16 protein-coding genes are annotated in these 15,153 nt (G+C 63.6%); 2 read left to right on the top strand and 14 right to left on the bottom strand.

Annotation, left to right across the window (positions count from 1 at the left end; all coding sequences use genetic code 11):
- Nucleotides 1–16: 16 nt before the first annotated feature.
- The gene (locus tag ACU5AY_RS10915; protein WP_446826221.1) at nucleotides 17–1,453 is read right to left on the bottom strand and encodes a DUF1254 domain-containing protein; all 1,437 of its coding nucleotides are present in this window, start codon (nucleotides 1,451–1,453) and stop codon (nucleotides 17–19) included.
- A 76-nt stretch (nucleotides 1,454–1,529) separates the two neighbouring features.
- Here ACU5AY_RS10915 and ACU5AY_RS10910 point away from each other — a divergent pair, with 76 nt between their 5' ends.
- Nucleotides 1,530–2,201, top strand: coding sequence for a TetR/AcrR family transcriptional regulator (locus ACU5AY_RS10910; protein WP_446826220.1), 672 nt, complete (start codon nucleotides 1,530–1,532; stop codon nucleotides 2,199–2,201).
- A gap of 95 nt (nucleotides 2,202–2,296) precedes the next feature.
- Here the strand turns inward: ACU5AY_RS10910 and ACU5AY_RS10905 are convergent, their stop codons facing one another.
- The 5 genes from ACU5AY_RS10905 to ACU5AY_RS10885 form a co-directional block, all read right to left on the bottom strand.
- Nucleotides 2,297–2,428 carry a hypothetical protein gene (locus ACU5AY_RS10905; protein WP_446824746.1) on the bottom strand — a complete coding sequence of 44 codons (132 nt, stop codon included), beginning with the start codon at nucleotides 2,426–2,428 and terminating at the stop codon, nucleotides 2,297–2,299.
- Between the two features lie 156 nt (nucleotides 2,429–2,584).
- Nucleotides 2,585–3,433 carry a CDP-alcohol phosphatidyltransferase family protein gene (locus ACU5AY_RS10900; RefSeq protein WP_446824745.1) on the bottom strand — a complete coding sequence of 283 codons (849 nt, stop codon included), beginning with the start codon at nucleotides 3,431–3,433 and terminating at the stop codon, nucleotides 2,585–2,587.
- Nucleotides 3,434–3,449: 16 nt separating this feature from the next.
- Nucleotides 3,450–4,148 carry a phosphatidylserine decarboxylase gene (locus tag ACU5AY_RS10895; protein WP_446826219.1) on the bottom strand — a complete coding sequence of 233 codons (699 nt, stop codon included), beginning with the start codon at nucleotides 4,146–4,148 and terminating at the stop codon, nucleotides 3,450–3,452.
- 127 nt (nucleotides 4,149–4,275) lie between these two features.
- On the bottom strand, nucleotides 4,276–6,162 hold the full coding sequence (locus ACU5AY_RS10890; protein WP_446826218.1) for an ABCB family ABC transporter ATP-binding protein/permease: 1,887 nt from the start codon (nucleotides 6,160–6,162) through the stop codon (nucleotides 4,276–4,278).
- A gap of 146 nt (nucleotides 6,163–6,308) precedes the next feature.
- Complete coding sequence (locus ACU5AY_RS10885; protein ID WP_446826217.1) at nucleotides 6,309–8,384, bottom strand: LysM peptidoglycan-binding domain-containing protein; 2,076 nt, start codon at nucleotides 8,382–8,384, stop codon at nucleotides 6,309–6,311.
- A 156-nt stretch (nucleotides 8,385–8,540) separates the two neighbouring features.
- On the opposite strand from ACU5AY_RS10885, the gene ACU5AY_RS10880 reads away from it, so the two are divergent.
- Complete coding sequence (locus ACU5AY_RS10880) at nucleotides 8,541–9,161, top strand: LOG family protein (protein WP_446826216.1); 621 nt, start codon at nucleotides 8,541–8,543, stop codon at nucleotides 9,159–9,161.
- Here the strand turns inward: ACU5AY_RS10880 and rarD are convergent.
- From rarD to ACU5AY_RS10840, 8 genes are all read right to left on the bottom strand, one after another.
- A complete protein-coding gene (rarD, locus tag ACU5AY_RS10875; protein ID WP_446826215.1) occupies nucleotides 9,150–10,094 on the bottom strand; it encodes an EamA family transporter RarD in 945 nt (314 codons plus the stop codon). The genes ACU5AY_RS10880 and rarD overlap by 12 nt on opposite strands.
- 79 nt (nucleotides 10,095–10,173) lie before the next feature.
- Nucleotides 10,174–10,377, bottom strand: a complete 204-nt coding sequence (locus ACU5AY_RS10870; protein WP_446826214.1) for a hypothetical protein — start codon at nucleotides 10,375–10,377, stop codon at nucleotides 10,174–10,176.
- Between the two features lie 5 nt (nucleotides 10,378–10,382).
- Nucleotides 10,383–11,999, bottom strand: coding sequence for a citramalate synthase (gene cimA, locus ACU5AY_RS10865; protein ID WP_446826213.1), 1,617 nt, complete (start codon nucleotides 11,997–11,999; stop codon nucleotides 10,383–10,385).
- 23 nt (nucleotides 12,000–12,022) lie between these two features.
- Complete coding sequence (gene pip / locus ACU5AY_RS10860) at nucleotides 12,023–12,979, bottom strand: prolyl aminopeptidase (RefSeq protein ID WP_446826212.1); 957 nt, start codon at nucleotides 12,977–12,979, stop codon at nucleotides 12,023–12,025.
- A complete protein-coding gene (locus ACU5AY_RS10855) occupies nucleotides 12,976–13,464 on the bottom strand; it encodes a GFA family protein (RefSeq protein WP_446826211.1) in 489 nt (162 codons plus the stop codon). The genes pip and ACU5AY_RS10855 overlap by 4 nt, the downstream gene beginning before the upstream one ends.
- Nucleotides 13,461–13,937 carry a GFA family protein gene (locus ACU5AY_RS10850; protein WP_446826210.1) on the bottom strand — a complete coding sequence of 159 codons (477 nt, stop codon included), beginning with the start codon at nucleotides 13,935–13,937 and terminating at the stop codon, nucleotides 13,461–13,463. Before ACU5AY_RS10850 ends, ACU5AY_RS10855 begins: the two co-directional genes overlap by 4 nt.
- Before the next feature lie 327 nt (nucleotides 13,938–14,264).
- Nucleotides 14,265–14,747 carry a GFA family protein gene (locus ACU5AY_RS10845; RefSeq protein WP_446826209.1) on the bottom strand — a complete coding sequence of 161 codons (483 nt, stop codon included), beginning with the start codon at nucleotides 14,745–14,747 and terminating at the stop codon, nucleotides 14,265–14,267.
- On the bottom strand, nucleotides 14,744–15,112 hold the full coding sequence (locus ACU5AY_RS10840; protein WP_446826208.1) for an endonuclease domain-containing protein: 369 nt from the start codon (nucleotides 15,110–15,112) through the stop codon (nucleotides 14,744–14,746). Before ACU5AY_RS10840 ends, ACU5AY_RS10845 begins: the two co-directional genes overlap by 4 nt.
- Between the last annotated feature and the right edge of the window lie 41 nt (nucleotides 15,113–15,153).

Below are 15,153 nucleotides of genomic sequence, written 5' to 3'. Positions count from 1 at the left end.
GGCGACACCCGGATCGTTATTGACGGCGAAGCGGCGGCACCGTCCAGCGGTCATCAACGATCGGCTTCTTCGGATCGTAGGTCCGGAAGATCGCCTCGAAAGGGCCGTCGGGGGTTGGCACCCAGACCACATCCTTGCGATCCGGACGCTTTCGCGACAGGTACAGCAGGATCGAACCGTCGTCTCGCTTGCGGATGTCGGATGAGCCGGAGTTGAGCGAGTGCCGCTTGATCGGCACCTTGAAGAAGAACAGCCGTCCATCCGCGTCCGGCTTGTAAACGCTGAGCGACCAGAAGGCCTCCACCGGCACGCCTTCTGGCGGAATCACCATCTCGTAGACCGCATCGCCGGTCAGTTCGCGGCCGTCCGCATCGCTCTCCGTCCGGTAGTAGCAGGCGTCCTCGATCCGCAGCGCACCAAAGCCGATCAGCGCGATTGCCGCGCGCACCACGTCGTTCTTGCCATAGTCCCCGAGTATCCGGGGCGGTGTGTTCCAGCCGGGCTTGTCCTGCGTGCGCGACAGGCCCTTGCGCACGACGGCCAGCGAGCGCGGCAGCCAGGCCTCCCATGCCACCCGGAAGCGGGGCCGCAGCGTGTTCCAGGCATCGAGCCGCCCGGGTATGATGCCCCTTGCAGCAAAATCCGCCGAGCGCGCCACCTGGGGGTGGGTGGGTGATCGCCCGAGCAGTTCGTTAGTCAGGGCCAGATAGGTGGGCGCCTCCATCTCCGGCGGTGCGAGCGTGACGAAGCGCCTGGCCTTCGCCTTGGCGATCGCCGGCTCCACATTGATTCCCGATTGAACGGACCGGGCAGCCTCCAGATCGTCCGTGCCGGCGACAAAGGTGCGTGCCAGAAGCCAGACGTCGTTGGAAGGCATGCGGACGATGGTCGCGCCACGCGCGTTCACAGTCGGGCTGTCCGGGCCGACGATCAGGAACGTCCCGCCCTTGCCGTGATGCTCCGCACGGCCGATCATCCCGGCCTGGTCGGTGAACATGTCCATCAGTGCGACCGACAGATAGCGCTTACCGCTCGCCGGTAATGTCAGGCGGACGGGCGTCCGCGACAGTTCCAGCACCGCGGAGGTGTAGAGCGTGTCGTTGTTTGGCGCCGTGACGGAACGGATGCGTTCGTCGGCGAGGTCGCGGACATGGATATGGCGGTTGATCAGGACGCCGTCGTCGCCGGCCCGTTTGGCGGCCTCGGCAAGCGCCTCCTTCGATACCATCGTATCCCCCACGTCGATCTGTCCGGACAACGCCTGCATGGAGCGCGCGAACTCATAAGGGCCGAAGGCATAAAGGAAGGCGTCGATCACCGTATCGTCCAGCACGCCGGTCAACTGCTCGTCGCGTGAGTTCGGGCGCAGCTTCGAGGCGCAGCCGATGAGGCCAGAGGCGGCGAGCGCCGACAGGTTGAGGAGCGTGGCACGGCGTGTGATGGGAAAGCGCATGATCCATTCCTTTCTCAGGTCCCGACATTGCGGAAGCTGGGTTGCTATATGGTCAATTGTACATATATTCATCCGAATGACGAACGGTCAAGACAATGAGCCGCCGCGGCGCGGGCGACGTCCGGCAAATCTCCCGGCGGGACGCAGCACGCTGATCCTGGCCGCCACCCGCTGTTTCGCGGACCTCGGTTTCGAGGCGGCGGGCGTGCGCATGATCGCGGCCCGCGCCGGCGCCGCGCCAAATCTGGTCACCATCCATTTCGGCAACAAGGAAGGGCTGTGGCTTGCCTGCGTCGACGCGCTGGCGGAAAACCTGGCGCCGAAGCTGAAGGCGGTCGCACTTCTGTCAGAGGTTCGATGGTCCGGCGTGCGGGAGCGCCTTGGCGCTGCAATCGCGATGACGGCGGCCTATTACGATCAAAATCCTGATTTGCGCGGCTTCATCGCGAGAGGAAGCCTTGAGCCTCCGCCACGCGGTCCGATCATCGCAGACCGTTTGCTGAAGCCGATCTACGAGGCGGCGCGCCCGCTCATCCAGGAAGGCATAGATGCGGGCGTCATCCCGATCGCTAACCCGGCACTCGTCTTCGTCATCCTCAATGCAACGCTGGGTCAGCCGGACCGCATGGCCGCGGCACTCGGCATTCTGGCGCCGGAATTGTCGACCGACGATCTCGCCGGCACGGTCGGGGAGGCGATGGCCAGGCTTTTATTGCAGCCTGAAAAGCCGGATACCGGTCGGCGCTGAACCACAGGCGCAAACAAGCCGTCGCCGCAAACGACAAACCCGCCTCGAGGGCGGGTTTGCGGTTGTCTTCCGATTGAGATCCCTTGTCGGCCTTCTTAAGCGGCCTTAGGCTTTCTCACCATGATCGCTGCTGCCAGAACGGCCTTCAGGCCGAGTGGCTTGTAGAGCGACAGGAGCTCCGGTTTCTCTCGCTTCTGCGTGTCTGCCGGAGACGTTTCCTTGGTCATTTCCCGTTCCTTTGATTCCACCCGAATATGGTCGCCGGCTCTCTCGCGCCGGATCGTGACAAAATAAAGGCGTAAGGGCTTTGCTAGAAATCAATTACGAAAACGGCGTGTAATATTGCTCGCACTGAGGAAATATTGCGAAAGCGGAATATTTCCTCAGATGCCGCTGTCGATACTGTTGTCGCTCGGGCCCGGGTCTTCGGTGATCGTCAGCGTGCCGTATTTCTTGTGCCAGGCCCGTGCGCCGAAGGGCAGGGTGGCGAGATAGAAGACGACGGAGGCGACCAGCACTTCCCACGTGTAGCTCATCAGCAGCGCCACATAGAGCACGACGACGAGGATCATCGGCAGCACCAGGTCGCGCCGGATGCGCGCGGTCGCCGACTTGCCCGACCAGACCGGCAGGCGGCTGACGAGGAGCAGGGCGATGATGACGGTGTAGAGCGACGAGGCATAGGCGAAGGTCGCGCTCGGCGCCAGGCCGAGAAAGCCGAAATAGACCGGCAGCAGCACGAGGCAGGCGCCGGCGGGCGCCGGTACTCCGACGAAATATTCCGACTGCCACTTCGCCTTGACGTCGCGTTCGGCCATCACGTTGAAGCGGGCAAGCCGCAGGCCGGCGGCGATCGTGTAGATCAGCGCTGCCGCCCAGCCGAGCGAACGCCCCTGGTCGAGGATGAAGACGTAGGAGACGAGGGCCGGGGCGACGCCGAAATTGATGATGTCGGCAAGCGAATCCATCTGCGCGCCGAACTTCGAGGTCGCCTTCATCAGCCGCGCGATGCGGCCGTCGATACCGTCCAGGAAGGCGGCGAGCAGCACCATGCCGACCGCCAGCTGGTACTTGTTCTCGAACGCCAGACGGATGCCCGTCAGGCCGGCGCAGATCGCCATCACGGTGATCAGATTGGGGATGACCATCCGAAGTGGGATTTCCCGAAGGCGGGGGCCGCGTGCGGCGTCGTCCGGACCGTTCGGTTCATGCGGTGGGAATGGCGTCTCCATGATTCCTTCCTGTCGCCTACGAGCGCTTCGCGGTGACCGGTCCCTTCAGGGCTCCAAATTCGGCGAGCACGGTTTCGCCGGCAATCGCCGTCTGGCCGAGGCTGACACGCGGCTGCGCACCGGCCGGCAGGAAGACGTCGAGGCGGGAACCGAAGCGGATGAGGCCGAAGCGCTCGCCGGCTTCGATCGGCTCGTCGGGATGCACCCAGCAGACGATGCGCCGTGCCACGAGGCCGGCGATCTGCACGACGCCGATATCGCCATGCGTGGTTTCAACCACGACGCCGTTGCGCTCGTTTTCCTGGCTGGCCTTGTCGAGTTCGGCATTCAGGAAGCTGCCTTCGGTATAATTGATATGCGTGATGCGGCCGCGCATCGGCATGCGGTTCACATGGCAGTTGAAGACGTTCATGAAGACGGAGATGCGCAGCATTTCCTCGGTGCCGAGACCGAGCTCTGCCGGTGGCACCATCTTCTGTATGGAGGAGACGCGGCCATCGGCCGGGCTGATCACCAGATCGTCGTCCTGCGGCGTCATGCGCTCCGGATCACGGAAGAAATAGGCGCACCACAGCGTGAGGATCAGGCCCACCCAGAACAGCGGCTTGAACAGCCAGCCCAGCACGAGAGAGGCTGCGAAGAACGCCGCAACAAACGGATAACCTTCCTTGTGCACCGGTACGATGGTGTTGCGGATGGTGTCGAAAAGGCTCATGTCGGCCAAACTCCCTGACGAAACTCGAACTGCTGACTACATTCAATTGGCGCGCGGGGCAATGCGCCGCTCGGCCGCAAGCCGCTTTGCGCACGCTATTTTGCCGGCGAACCGGCGTTCGGCCACCTTAGCGCGCCGGGTCGAGGCGCACCACTATGCCCATATCGTCGCTCTCGCGCATCTGCTTGAGCTGCTCTTCGGCCATGGTCGCCTCGCGCTGGCGGTTCCACATCGAGGCGTAGAGACCTCCCTGGGCAAGCAGCGAATGATGCGTCCCGCGCTCCGCGATTTCACCGGCACGAAGCACGATGATTTCGTCCGCATCGACGACGGTCGAAAGCCGGTGCGCAATGACCAGCGTCGTCCTGTTCTTCGATACGATGTCGAGCGCGGCCTGGATTTCCTGCTCGGTCGTCGTGTCGAGCGCGGATGTCGCCTCGTCGAGGATCAGGATCGGCGGGGCTTTCAGGATCGTGCGGGCGATCGCCACGCGCTGCTTCTCGCCACCTGAAAGCTTCAGCCCGCGCTCACCGACCTTGGTATGAAAGCCTTCCGGCAGCGCGCGGATGAAGTTGCCGATCTGGGCGGCTTCGGCGGCCTCCATTACCTCCTCGTCGCTGGCCGTCGGCCGGCCGTAGCGGATGTTGTAGGCGATCGTGTCGTTGAACAGCACCGTGTCCTGCGGCACCATGCCGATGCCGGCCCGCAGGCTTTCCTGGGTGACGTCGCGGATATCGCGGCCGTCGACGGTGATCGAACCGGAATTGACGTCGTAGAAGCGGTAGAGCAGGCGGGAAATCGTCGACTTGCCGGCACCGGACGGACCGACGACCGCGATCGTCTTGCCGGCAGGAACCTCGAAGGAAATGCCCTTCAGGATCGGCCGCGCCGGATCGTAGGAAAAATGCACGTTGCGGAAGGCGATGGCGCCTTCCTTGATCTGCAGTTCGGACGCATCGGGCTTGTCGGTGACTTCCGGCGCCACGTCCAGGAGGTCGAACATTTGCTCGATGTCGGTCAGACCCTGGCGGATCTCGCGATAGAGCATGCCGATGAAATTGAGCGGCACGGACAGCTGCAGCAGCAGCGCGTTGATGAAGACGAAGTCGCCGATCGACTGCTCGCCGCGCTGCACGGCGAGCGCCGACATGACCAGCATGATCGTGGTGCCGACGCCGAATATCGCGCCCTGGCCGAAGTTCAGCCAGCCGAGCGAGGTCCACACCTGGGTGGCCGACTTCTCGTAGCGCGCCATCGAGTCATCGAAGCGGCGGGCTTCCATCTCCTCGTTGCCGAAATATTTGACGGTTTCGAAGTTGAGGAGCGAATCGATCGCCTTGGTGTTGGCCTCCGTATCGGAATTGTTCATCGCGCGGCGGATGCCGATGCGCCAGTCGCTGGCCTTCACCGTGTACCAGATGTAGACTGCGACGGTGATGGCCGTCACCGCGAGATAGGAGAGGCCGTAGCCCCACCAGAAGATGAACGCCGTCAGCGCGAATTCGAGAATGGTCGGGACCGTGTTGAGGATGGTGAAGCGCACCACCGTCTCGATGCCCTTGGTGCCGCGTTCAATAATGCGCGACAGGCCGCCGGTCTTGCGCTCCAGATGGAAGCGCAGCGACAGGCGGTGCATGTGGACGAAGGTCTTGTAGGCGAGCTGGCGCACGGCGTGTTGGCCAACGCTGGCGAAAAGCGCGTCGCGCAGCTGGTTGAGGCCCCATTGCAAGAGCCGGGCAAAATTATAGGCGATGACCAGCATGACCGCGCCGAGCATGAAGCTCGGCAGGATGTCCGGGTTGTCCATCTTGCCGTTCAGCGCATCGGTCGCCCATTTGAAGAAATAGGGCACGAGGATCAGGATGAACTTGGCGACGACCAGGAACACGGTCGCCCAGACGACCCTGAGCTTCAGGTCGCGCCGTGTCTGCGGCCACATGTAGGGCCACAGGTTGATGATCGTCTGCAGCGGATTGCCGGAGTCCGCCGAAACGGTTTTGCCCCTGGAGTTCATTCTGTCTCTTGTCCGTGTTTTTCAAGACGTTTCAGCATGCGGACCCGCACGTCGCCGCTGAAATGGAACGGCGGCCCGAAGGCCGCCGCACACTTTGAAGTAGGCACATCGCCCATGCATTACAATGCCCGGAGCCGAAATTCGCCTCAGTTTGACGTGGGGTCGATCGGCAGCCCCTTGAGGTGACGCTTGTGCATTTCCTCAGCGTTCGGTGCCGCCTTGTCCGGCAGGCCGAACACCTGACCGGGCTCGATCATGTCCGGGTCGCGGATCTTGTCCTCGTTGGCAAGATAGATCGTCGTGTAGCGCACGCCCTTGCCGTAAACGCGGCGGGCGATCTGCCAGAGCGTGTCGCCACGGCGGATGATGACCGACGTGTCGCTCTTCTCCAGAGGCTCCTGGACGATGGTCTTCGGTTCGGTCACCGCTTCCGGCGCCTTGGAGGCGAGGTCGGCGGACCCCGCCGGCATCGGCGGCGTTTCGATCGTCTTGTCGGCAGCGGTGCCTGCAGGGGCTGCGTTGTCAGCCGTCGCGGGTGCTGCTGTTCCGCCGACATCGGGCGCCTTGGTGGCGAGATCGCTGGATGCTGAAGGCAGCGCCGGGATTTGCGGCTCCGCCGTGGCTGGAGCCGGAGCCGGCTCGGCCGTGGCAGGCTTCGAGGAGGCACCCGGCACGGTGATCTCCGGCGCCTTGGTGGCAAGCTCGGTCGAGGCTGCCGGTAGGGCCGGGGTCTGGGCCGCCGTTTCGGTTGCCATTTCGATCGTGCCGGTCAGCGTGCCTTCGATGGCCGCGAGCTTCGGTCCGAGCGCCTTGGCGTCGGCCGGCAGGGCCTTCAGGGCGGCGAGCGCCTTGGCGGCATGGGCGGCGACCTTCTGCAGGCTTGCCTTCGTTTCCGCATCGGTCTCTTCGGCGAACTTGTAGTCTGCAACGGACTTCAGCGCGATCTCGAGGGCGGAGCGTGCGGCGGCCAGTTCTTCCGCCGTCGGCGTCTTGCCGTCGGCATAAAGGCCCTTCAGCAGGTTCAACGCCTTCATTGCCTCGGTCGACAGTTTCTCGAACTGCATCTTGTCGAAGTTCGCCATCGACGTGACGTCCGATCCCGCTGCATCCGTCTTGGCCGGCGCGGCCTGGGCGACTTCGGTCGGCGCGGCAGGCTTGCCGGCGACGGCGGCGACCGCTTCGCCTTCCGGCCGGTTGAACGGAACGGTGGCGCGCACCACGACCTTGCCGTCGGCATCGACGACGTCGGCACGGATTTCATGATCCCCGACGCTGAGCTTCATGGCGCCGTCGATGACGAAGCGGCCCTTGTCGTCGGCAGGAAACTCGCCGATCAGCTTGCCGTCGGCATAGGCGCGCACACGGGCGCCGGGAGCGGCAGATCCGGCAACGAACACCTTGTCGCCTTCCAGCTCGACAGCACTGATGCGCACGTCGGGTTCGCCTGCTGCGGCGGCCGTCTCGGTCGTCGGCTTTTCGGCTGCAGGTGCGGGGGCTTCCGCCGCAGCGGGAGCCTCGGGCTTGGGCGCGGCCGGTTCGGCTGAGGCGGTCTCGGTTGCCGGCGCATTCGCTTCTGTGGCAGCGGGCGCTTCGGCGGCTTTCGGTTCCTCGGTCGGCGCGGTGATGATGCGGCTGGCTTCACCCGGCTTGGTCACCATGGCGAGCAGCTGGCCCTTGTCGTCGGCCGGCACGGAGATCGTCGCAACTTCCTCGGAAGAGGTGGTCTTGCCGTCGTCTGTCGTGGTCTTCAGCGTGAGCTGGTGGTCCCCCGGGGAGAGGGGGTTGTCGAGAACGGCGGCGAAGTCGCCGGAGCTTTCGATCTTCGATGTCGTCAGGACCTTGTCGCCGTCCATGATTTCGAGCTTGGCGCCCGGCTGTCCGTTGCCGGCAATGACGGTCGAACCGTCGGGCTCGACGCGAAGGACGTCGAAGGACGGCGTGTTGTTGTCGGCGCTTGCCTCTTCCTTGGCGGGTTCTGCAGCGTCGGGCTTGGCGTCGGCTGCATCCGTCGCCGCGCTGTCAGCGGGCTTTTCAGCGTCCGTCTTCGCTTCGTCATTCCCCGTGATGAGGTCCTTGGATGCCTTCAATGCATCGGCGGCGACATCGGAAATTGAACCCGCTTCGCCATCCCCGTTCATGCGGGGCAGACCAAACACGACCATGATGATGGTAGCAAAGAATACAACAATAAGCGCCAGCCAGCCGGCGGATAGCTTCTTCATAATTCGTCTCCGCGCGGAAATCCCCCTTCCGCCAAGGGAATTGCTAGCCTCTTATTCCGTGCCGCACAAGTATTCATCACGGGCGCGCAAACGGGCAGCGTCAGTTTTCCTTCTATTTTCTTGACTGCCCCGGCGGCCCATAGTTCCTTCTAGCGTATGAGCCAGAACAAACCTTCGATTCGATCCATCTGCGTCTATTGCGGTTCACAGCCCGGACGCGATCCTCTCTACACCGAGGCCGCCCGCAGGCTCGGTCGCGCCATGGCCGAGAACGACATCCGCCTCATCTATGGCGGCGGTACCAAGGGCATCATGGGCGCGGTCGCCAGCGGCGTCCTGTCGAACGGCGGCAAGGTGACGGGCATCATACCGGAATTCCTGATCGACATGGAAGCCACAAGGCATTCGCTCGGCCAGCTGAACGACCTCATCGTGACGAAGGACATGCACGAGCGCAAGCATCGCATGTTCGAGCAGTCGGACGCCTTCGTGACGCTTCCGGGCGGCATCGGCACGCTGGAGGAGATCGTGGAGATCATGACCTGGGGGCAGCTCGGACGTCACGAGAAGCCGATGGTTCTCGCCAATATCAACGGCTTCTGGGATCCGATGTTGGAACTGATCGGCCACATGCGCGCCGAAGGTTTCATCCATACCGCGCACAAGGTGCAGCCGATGGTGATCGGTGACGTCGAGGACATCGTCCCGGCGCTGATCGAGCGGACCTCGGCCAGCGCCCCCGTTGCCGGCGACGAGGCCATGATTTCAAAGCTTTGACGTGACCGTCGGTTCGGTGACGACCTTCATGCGCGACTGACGCAGCATCGACCACGTATAGAGGACCAGCGCGCCCCAGATCAGCGGGAAGGCGATGGCCTTGGCCGTGGTGAAGGCTTCCCCGAAGGCGAAGACGGCGATCAGGAAGATCATCGTCGGCGCGATGTATTGCATGATGCCGATCGTCGACAGCTTCAGGAGTTTCGCGCCGTTGGCGTAGATGACGAGCGGCACGGCGGTGACGAGCCCGGCCGAAGCGAGCAGCACCGTGTCGAGCGGACCGTCGGACAGGAAATGGCTGTTGCCGGTTATCGCGAGATAGATGAGGTATCCCGCCGCGAAGGGCGTCAGCAGCATGACCTCCAGGAAGAAGCCCTGGTTCGGCCCGATCGGCAGCGTCTTGCGGAAGAAGGCGTAGAAGCCCCAGGAGAAGGTCAGCACCAGCGAGACCCAGGGCAGGCCACCGGAATCGAAGGTCAGCACGACGACGGCGGAGACCGCCATGGCGATGGCGGCGATCTGCAGCGGCGTCAGTTTCTCCTTCAGCACGATGGCGCCGAGAAACACGCTGAAGAGCGGGTTGATATAGTAGCCGAGCGCCGTGTCGAGCGTGCGCCCCACCGAGATCGCCCAGACATAGGTGCCCCAGTTGATGCTGATCAGGATGGCGGTCAGCAGTGCCATGGCGAGCATCTTCGGCTGGCGAAGCGCCGCCTTCAGATCGGCGGTGCGTCTGAGGGCCACGAGGATGAGGCCGGCGACCGGCACGGACCACAAGATGCGGTGGGCGATGATTTCCGCTGCCGGTATGTGGCCGAGCGCCTTCATGTAGAAGGGCAGGAAGCCCCACATGACATAGGCGGTCAGCGCGAAGGCAAAGCCGCGCGGCGTGTCTTCGCCCTTGATCGGCGTTGCGGCTTCGGTCGTCGCCATGGTGTCTCTCCCTGAAATGGAAGCGAGAGCGGTAGTCGATCTGCCGCTGATGCACAAATTCAAACTATTGAAGGATGGTTCAGAAGCAGTTGGAGAGGCCGTTTTCCGCCATCGTCAGGAAGATGTCGGTGCCGTAGGCAAGCCAGCCGGAAAAGGCCGCGCCAAAGAGAGCCGCCGTCGCACTGAGCGCCAGGGCGGGCAAAAGCAGGCGGTACGCGGACTGCGCAGTCGGTTGCGGTTGCTCCATGACGTCGAGATTAGCGCTGCCGCCCACGGCCCGCAAGGCGGTTATTCCGCCGCGATGCGGCCGGCGAGCTCACGGTTCTTCATCAGCTTGTAGACGACGGAATCGCGCAGCGCTTCATAGGAAGCGTCGATGATGTTGTCCGATACGCCGACAGTTCGCCAGCGCGCGCCCGTGCCATCGGTCGATTCGATCAGGACGCGGGTGATCGCCTCGGTGCCGCCGTTGAGGATACGCACCTTGTAGTCGACCAGCTCCAGATCGGCGATCTCGCCCTGGTACTTGCCGAGATCCTTTCGAAGCGCGATGTCGAGCGCATTGACCGGTCCGTGGCCTTCGGCGACCGACATGACGTATTCTCCGTCGATCAGGATCTTCACGACCGCCTCCGAGACCGTCTTCTTGCGGCCATTGGCATCGAAGCGGCGCTCGACGATGACCCGGAAGCTTTCCGTGTGGAAGAACTCGGGCACGACGCCGAGCGTCTGCAGAGCCAGCAGTTCGAAGCTCGCATCCGCCGCCTCATAGGCATAGCCCGATGCCTCGCGCTCCTTGACGATGGCGATCAGGTCGTCGAGACGCGGATCGTCCTTGCCGACCGAAATGCCGCGCTTCTTCAGCTCGTTCAGAAAATTCGACTTGCCGCCCTGGTCCGAGACCATGACCCGGCGGCGGTTGCCCACACTTTCCGGCTCCACATGCTCATAGGTCTTCGGGTCCTTGAGAAGCGCCGAGGCATGGATGCCGGCCTTGGTGGCGAAGGCGGAAGAGCCGACGAAGGGCGCCTGTTCGTTGGGCTGCCGGTTCAGAAGTTCGTCGAAGGCGTGCGAGAGCTTGGTCAGGCCTTCCAGCCGGTCACGGTCGATGCCTGTCTCGAAGCGGCTGTTGTAGGTCTCCTTCAGCACCAGCGTTGGAACGAGGGTGATCAGGTTGGCGTTGCCGCAGCGCTCGCCGATACCGTTCAGTGTTCCCTGGATTTGCCGTGCGCCGGCCTCGACGGCGGCGAGCGAATTGGCGACCGCCTGTCCGGTGTCGTTGTGGGCGTGGATGCCGAGCGAGGCGCCGGGCACGCCGCTTGCGATCACCGTCTCGATGATGGCGCGGATTTCGGCGGGCTGCGTGCCGCCATTGGTGTCGCAGAGCACCACCCAGCGGGCGCCGGCCTCATAGGCCGTCTTCGCACAGGCCAGCGCATAGTCGGGATTGGCCTTGTAGCCGTCGAAGAAATGCTCGCAGTCGACCATCGTCTCCTTGCCGGCGGCAACCGCGGCCTTGACGCTGTCGCGGATCGAAGAGAGGTTTTCCTCGTTCGTGCAGCCGAGCGCCACCTTCACGTGGTAGTCCCAGCTTTTCGCGACGAAACAGATGGCGTCGCTCTTCGACTGGATGAGAGCGGCCAGCCCCGGATCGTTGGACGTGGAAATGCCGGCCCGCTTCGTCATGCCGAAGGCGACAAATGCCGCATCCTGGGTCCGCTTCTTGGCGAAAAACTCGGTGTCTGTCGGATTGGCGCCCGGATAGCCGCCCTCGACATAATCGATGCCGAAATCGTCCAGCATGGTGGCAATCGCGATCTTGTCCTCGACCGAGAAATCGACGCCCGGCGTCTGTTGCCCGTCGCGCAATGTCGTGTCGAAGAGATAGAGTCTTTCGCGGTTCATGGTGTTTCTTCCCGTATGCGGCCTTATCGGTTGTTCGCGAACATGTCGGTGGTCCGGACCAGCCTGTCCAGAATACCCGGTTCGGAGGAGGCGTGGCCTGCGCCTTCGATCAGATGGAATTCGGCCTTCGGCCATGCCTTGTGCAGCTGCCAGGCGTATTTCGCCGGGCAGGGCATGTCGTAGCGACCGTGGACGATAAGTCCCGGAATGTCTTGAAGCTTATGCGCGTCGCGCAGGAGCTGCCCTTCGTCCAGCCAGCCGGCATGGACGAAGTAATGGTTCTCGATGCGGGCAAAGGCTTCCGCGAAATCGTCCTCGCCAAATCCGGTGCTGGTCTCGGGTTCGGGCAGGAGCGTGATCGTCTCGCCCTCCCAGAGGCTCCACGACTTGGCCGCGGCGATCCGCGTGTCGCGGTCCTCGCTCGTCAGTCGCTTGCGATAGGCCGCCATCATGTCGCCGCGCTCGTCTTCCGGGATCGGCGCAATGAAGCGCTCCCACTTGTCGGGAAACATCTCCGAGACGCCGAACTGGTAATACCAGAGAAGCTCGGCGCGCGTCAGCGTATAGACGCCGCGCAGCACGAGTTCCGTCACGCGTTCGGGATGCTTTTCCGAATAGGCGAGCGCCAGCGTCGAGCCCCAGGAACCGCCGAACACCATCCACTTGTCGAAGCCGACCATTTCGCGCAGCCGCTCGATATCGGCGACCAGGTGCCAGGTCGTGTTGGCTTCCAGCGAGGCGTGCGGCGTGGACTTGCCGCAGCCGCGCTGGTCGAACAGCAGCACGTCATAAAGTTTCGGATCGAAGAAGCCGCGATAGGCCGGCCGGATGCCGCCGCCGGGACCGCCATGCAGGAAGACGGCAGGCTTTGCACCCGGCGTGCCGACCCGCTCCCAATAGATCCGGTGCCCGTCGCCGACATCGAGATGGCCGGAGGCATAGGGTTCGGTGATCGGATGGTAGGTCCTGAGGTCGCTCATGTGGGGCTGCCGTTCCAATGGTCGGTGTCGTGATCTGGATGCTGGTGGTTGGTCGACCGCACGGCGTTGAGCCCACCGGGCAGATCGTCGCGGTCCGTGATGTTTTCCTTAAGCCCCGTCAGCAGATGAAAGAAGCTGACCCGCGCCTCGACGCCGTCCTGGCTTTCGGGCGTGTAGGCGGACGGATCGTCCAGGCTGCCGAGCGTGACCGCGACCGTGTCGCTGCCGACGGTCTTGAAGAAGAGCGGCGTGCCGCAGCTTGCGCAGAAGCCGCGCTTGACCGGATCGGAGGAGTGAAACCACGACGGTTCGCTGCGCGTCAGGTCGAATTCGTCTTCGTTCGCGCTGGCAAGCGGCATGAAGTAGTTGCCGGCCGCCTTCTGGCACATGCGGCAATGACAGAGATGCGGGTTCGAGAGCCGGCCGCGGACACGGTAGCGCACCGCGCCGCACTGGCAACCGCCTGTGATGGGGTCGCTCGTCATGCCTCGTCCTCCGGCGGCCATTCAGTCGTATCGTGGTCCGGATGCTGCCAGGAGACGACGCTCGCATGGAACGCGGCCATGGCCGGCGTGCTGTAGGCCGGCTTGTCGAACAGGTGATCGATCCATGGCAGGCGCTGGGCGTGATTGACCTGGATCTGCGGCTCGAACAGTTCCGGCTGATCGAGCGCCCCGATCGCAAGCTCCAGCGCGCCCTCGTAGCGATAGGCGAGCGGCGTCCCGCATTTGTTGCAGAAGCCGCGATGGACCTTGGCCGAGGAGCGGAACCAGCTTGGCTGGCCGCGCGTCCATTCCACATGCGCAGGATCGGCCGTCACGAAGGCCGCGAAGAAATTGCCGAACTGCTTCTGGCACATGCGGCAATGGCAGATCGACGGCCGCCCGAGCTTGCACGCCCGAAACCGCACCGCCCCGCACTGGCATCCGCCGGAGTGGGTGTCCGTGGTGTTGGTCATTGTGCGTCTCCTTGGCAGTTGGCGTTGTGGAGGAAATTCTGGCGTTCGAGCAAAATCCCCCTCTGGCCTGCCGGCCATCTCCCCCACGAGGGGGGAGAAGACGCGCGGAAGGCTTTTGCCCCGTTTGAGGCTATAACGATTGGGTCAGCCCCTCCCCCTTGTGGGGAGGGGTTGGGGAGGGGTGAACGTTTCAACACTGTGTCGATCGCCATCAGATCACCCCCGCATAGATCAGCACGGCCACCAGCACTATCACGATGAAGACGATCTTGCCGATGATGCCGTAGACCATCCATTTCGGCATTTGCGTATTCGGGTTCTTCTCCGTCATGCTGCGTCCTCCGGTGGCCATTTCTCGGTGTCGTGGTCCGGGTGCTGGTAGGAGACGAGGTCGGCGAGGAAGGGCGCCTCCTCCAGGTCGTCCTCGGTCGGATGGCCGGGCAGGAGATGCAGGCTGTCGGCAAACGGCAGCTTGGCTTCGATGCCGAACTGCCTGTTCGGGCGCAGGGCGGCCGGATCGTCGAATGCGCCGGCTGCCAGCGCCACGCCGTCCGGCGCCTCATAGGTCAGCGGCGTGCCGCATTCGGCGCAGAAGCCCCGCGCGACGAAATTGGACGATTGGAATTTTTTCGGCGCGCCCCGGGTCCATGTCAGCACCGCCTTGCGGCTGGAGACCAGCGGCGCGTAATAGCCGCCAAATGCCTTCTGGCACATGCGGCAGTGACAGATCGACGAGTCGCTCAGATCCCCTTCGACGCGAAACCGCACCGCGCCGCACTGACATCCGCCGGTGTGAATGGTCGATGTCATTCCCGATCCTTTCCGATGGCGCGCAGGATGTGGGTGCAGGCACCGTCTATGTCGCAGAGGATGTCATGATTCCAGAAACGAAGAACCTGCCAGCCCGCGCGTTCAAGGGCTGCGGTTCTATCCAGATCGGCCTGGGCAGTTTGCCCGTGGCCATGCTGAGAGCCGTCCACTTCGACGATGAGGCGATATTCCGGGCAGGCGAAGTCGGCGATATAACCGAGTACCGGCATCTGCCGTCGAAAGCCCAGCCCCATCAGGCGGTGAGCCCGCAGCTCATTCCACAGCTTCAGTTCAGCGTCGGTCATGGCCTTCCGCATGCGACGCGCATTGGTGCGCAACTTCGGTGGCACTTGACCGTGCGGCATGTCACCCCCCTCTGTCACTTCGTGACATCTCCCCCGCAAGG

Source organism: Rhizobium sp. PAMB 3174 (assembly GCF_052908375.1).
This window is presented reverse-complemented; position numbering and strand designations above follow the sequence as displayed.

Excerpts from the sequence above, each read along its gene's own strand:
- ACU5AY_RS10895 (WP_446826219.1), bottom strand. The coding sequence starts at position 4,148 with ATGAGCCTTTTCGACACCATCCGCAACACCATCGTACCGGTGCACAAG.
- pip (WP_446826212.1), bottom strand. The coding sequence starts at position 12,979 with ATGAGCGACCTCAGGACCTACCATCCGATCACCGAACCCTATGCCTCC.
- ACU5AY_RS10850 (WP_446826210.1), bottom strand. The coding sequence starts at position 13,937 with ATGACCAACACCACGGACACCCACTCCGGCGGATGCCAGTGCGGGGCG.
- ACU5AY_RS10890 (WP_446826218.1), bottom strand. The coding sequence starts at position 6,162 with ATGAACTCCAGGGGCAAAACCGTTTCGGCGGACTCCGGCAATCCGCTG.
- ACU5AY_RS10915 (WP_446826221.1), bottom strand. The coding sequence starts at position 1,453 with ATGCGCTTTCCCATCACACGCCGTGCCACGCTCCTCAACCTGTCGGCG.
- cimA (WP_446826213.1), bottom strand. The coding sequence starts at position 11,999 with ATGAACCGCGAAAGACTCTATCTCTTCGACACGACATTGCGCGACGGG.
- ACU5AY_RS10880 (WP_446826216.1), top strand. The coding sequence starts at position 8,541 with ATGAGCCAGAACAAACCTTCGATTCGATCCATCTGCGTCTATTGCGGT.
- ACU5AY_RS10855 (WP_446826211.1), bottom strand. The coding sequence starts at position 13,464 with ATGACGAGCGACCCCATCACAGGCGGTTGCCAGTGCGGCGCGGTGCGC.
- ACU5AY_RS10905 (WP_446824746.1), bottom strand. The coding sequence starts at position 2,428 with ATGACCAAGGAAACGTCTCCGGCAGACACGCAGAAGCGAGAGAAACCG.
- ACU5AY_RS10845 (WP_446826209.1), bottom strand. The coding sequence starts at position 14,747 with ATGACATCGACCATTCACACCGGCGGATGTCAGTGCGGCGCGGTGCGG.
- rarD (WP_446826215.1), bottom strand. The coding sequence starts at position 10,094 with ATGGCGACGACCGAAGCCGCAACGCCGATCAAGGGCGAAGACACGCCG.
- ACU5AY_RS10900 (WP_446824745.1), bottom strand. The coding sequence starts at position 3,433 with ATGGAGACGCCATTCCCACCGCATGAACCGAACGGTCCGGACGACGCC.
- ACU5AY_RS10885 (WP_446826217.1), bottom strand. The coding sequence starts at position 8,384 with ATGAAGAAGCTATCCGCCGGCTGGCTGGCGCTTATTGTTGTATTCTTT.
- ACU5AY_RS10840 (WP_446826208.1), bottom strand. The coding sequence starts at position 15,112 with ATGCCGCACGGTCAAGTGCCACCGAAGTTGCGCACCAATGCGCGTCGC.
- ACU5AY_RS10910 (WP_446826220.1), top strand. The coding sequence starts at position 1,530 with ATGACGAACGGTCAAGACAATGAGCCGCCGCGGCGCGGGCGACGTCCG.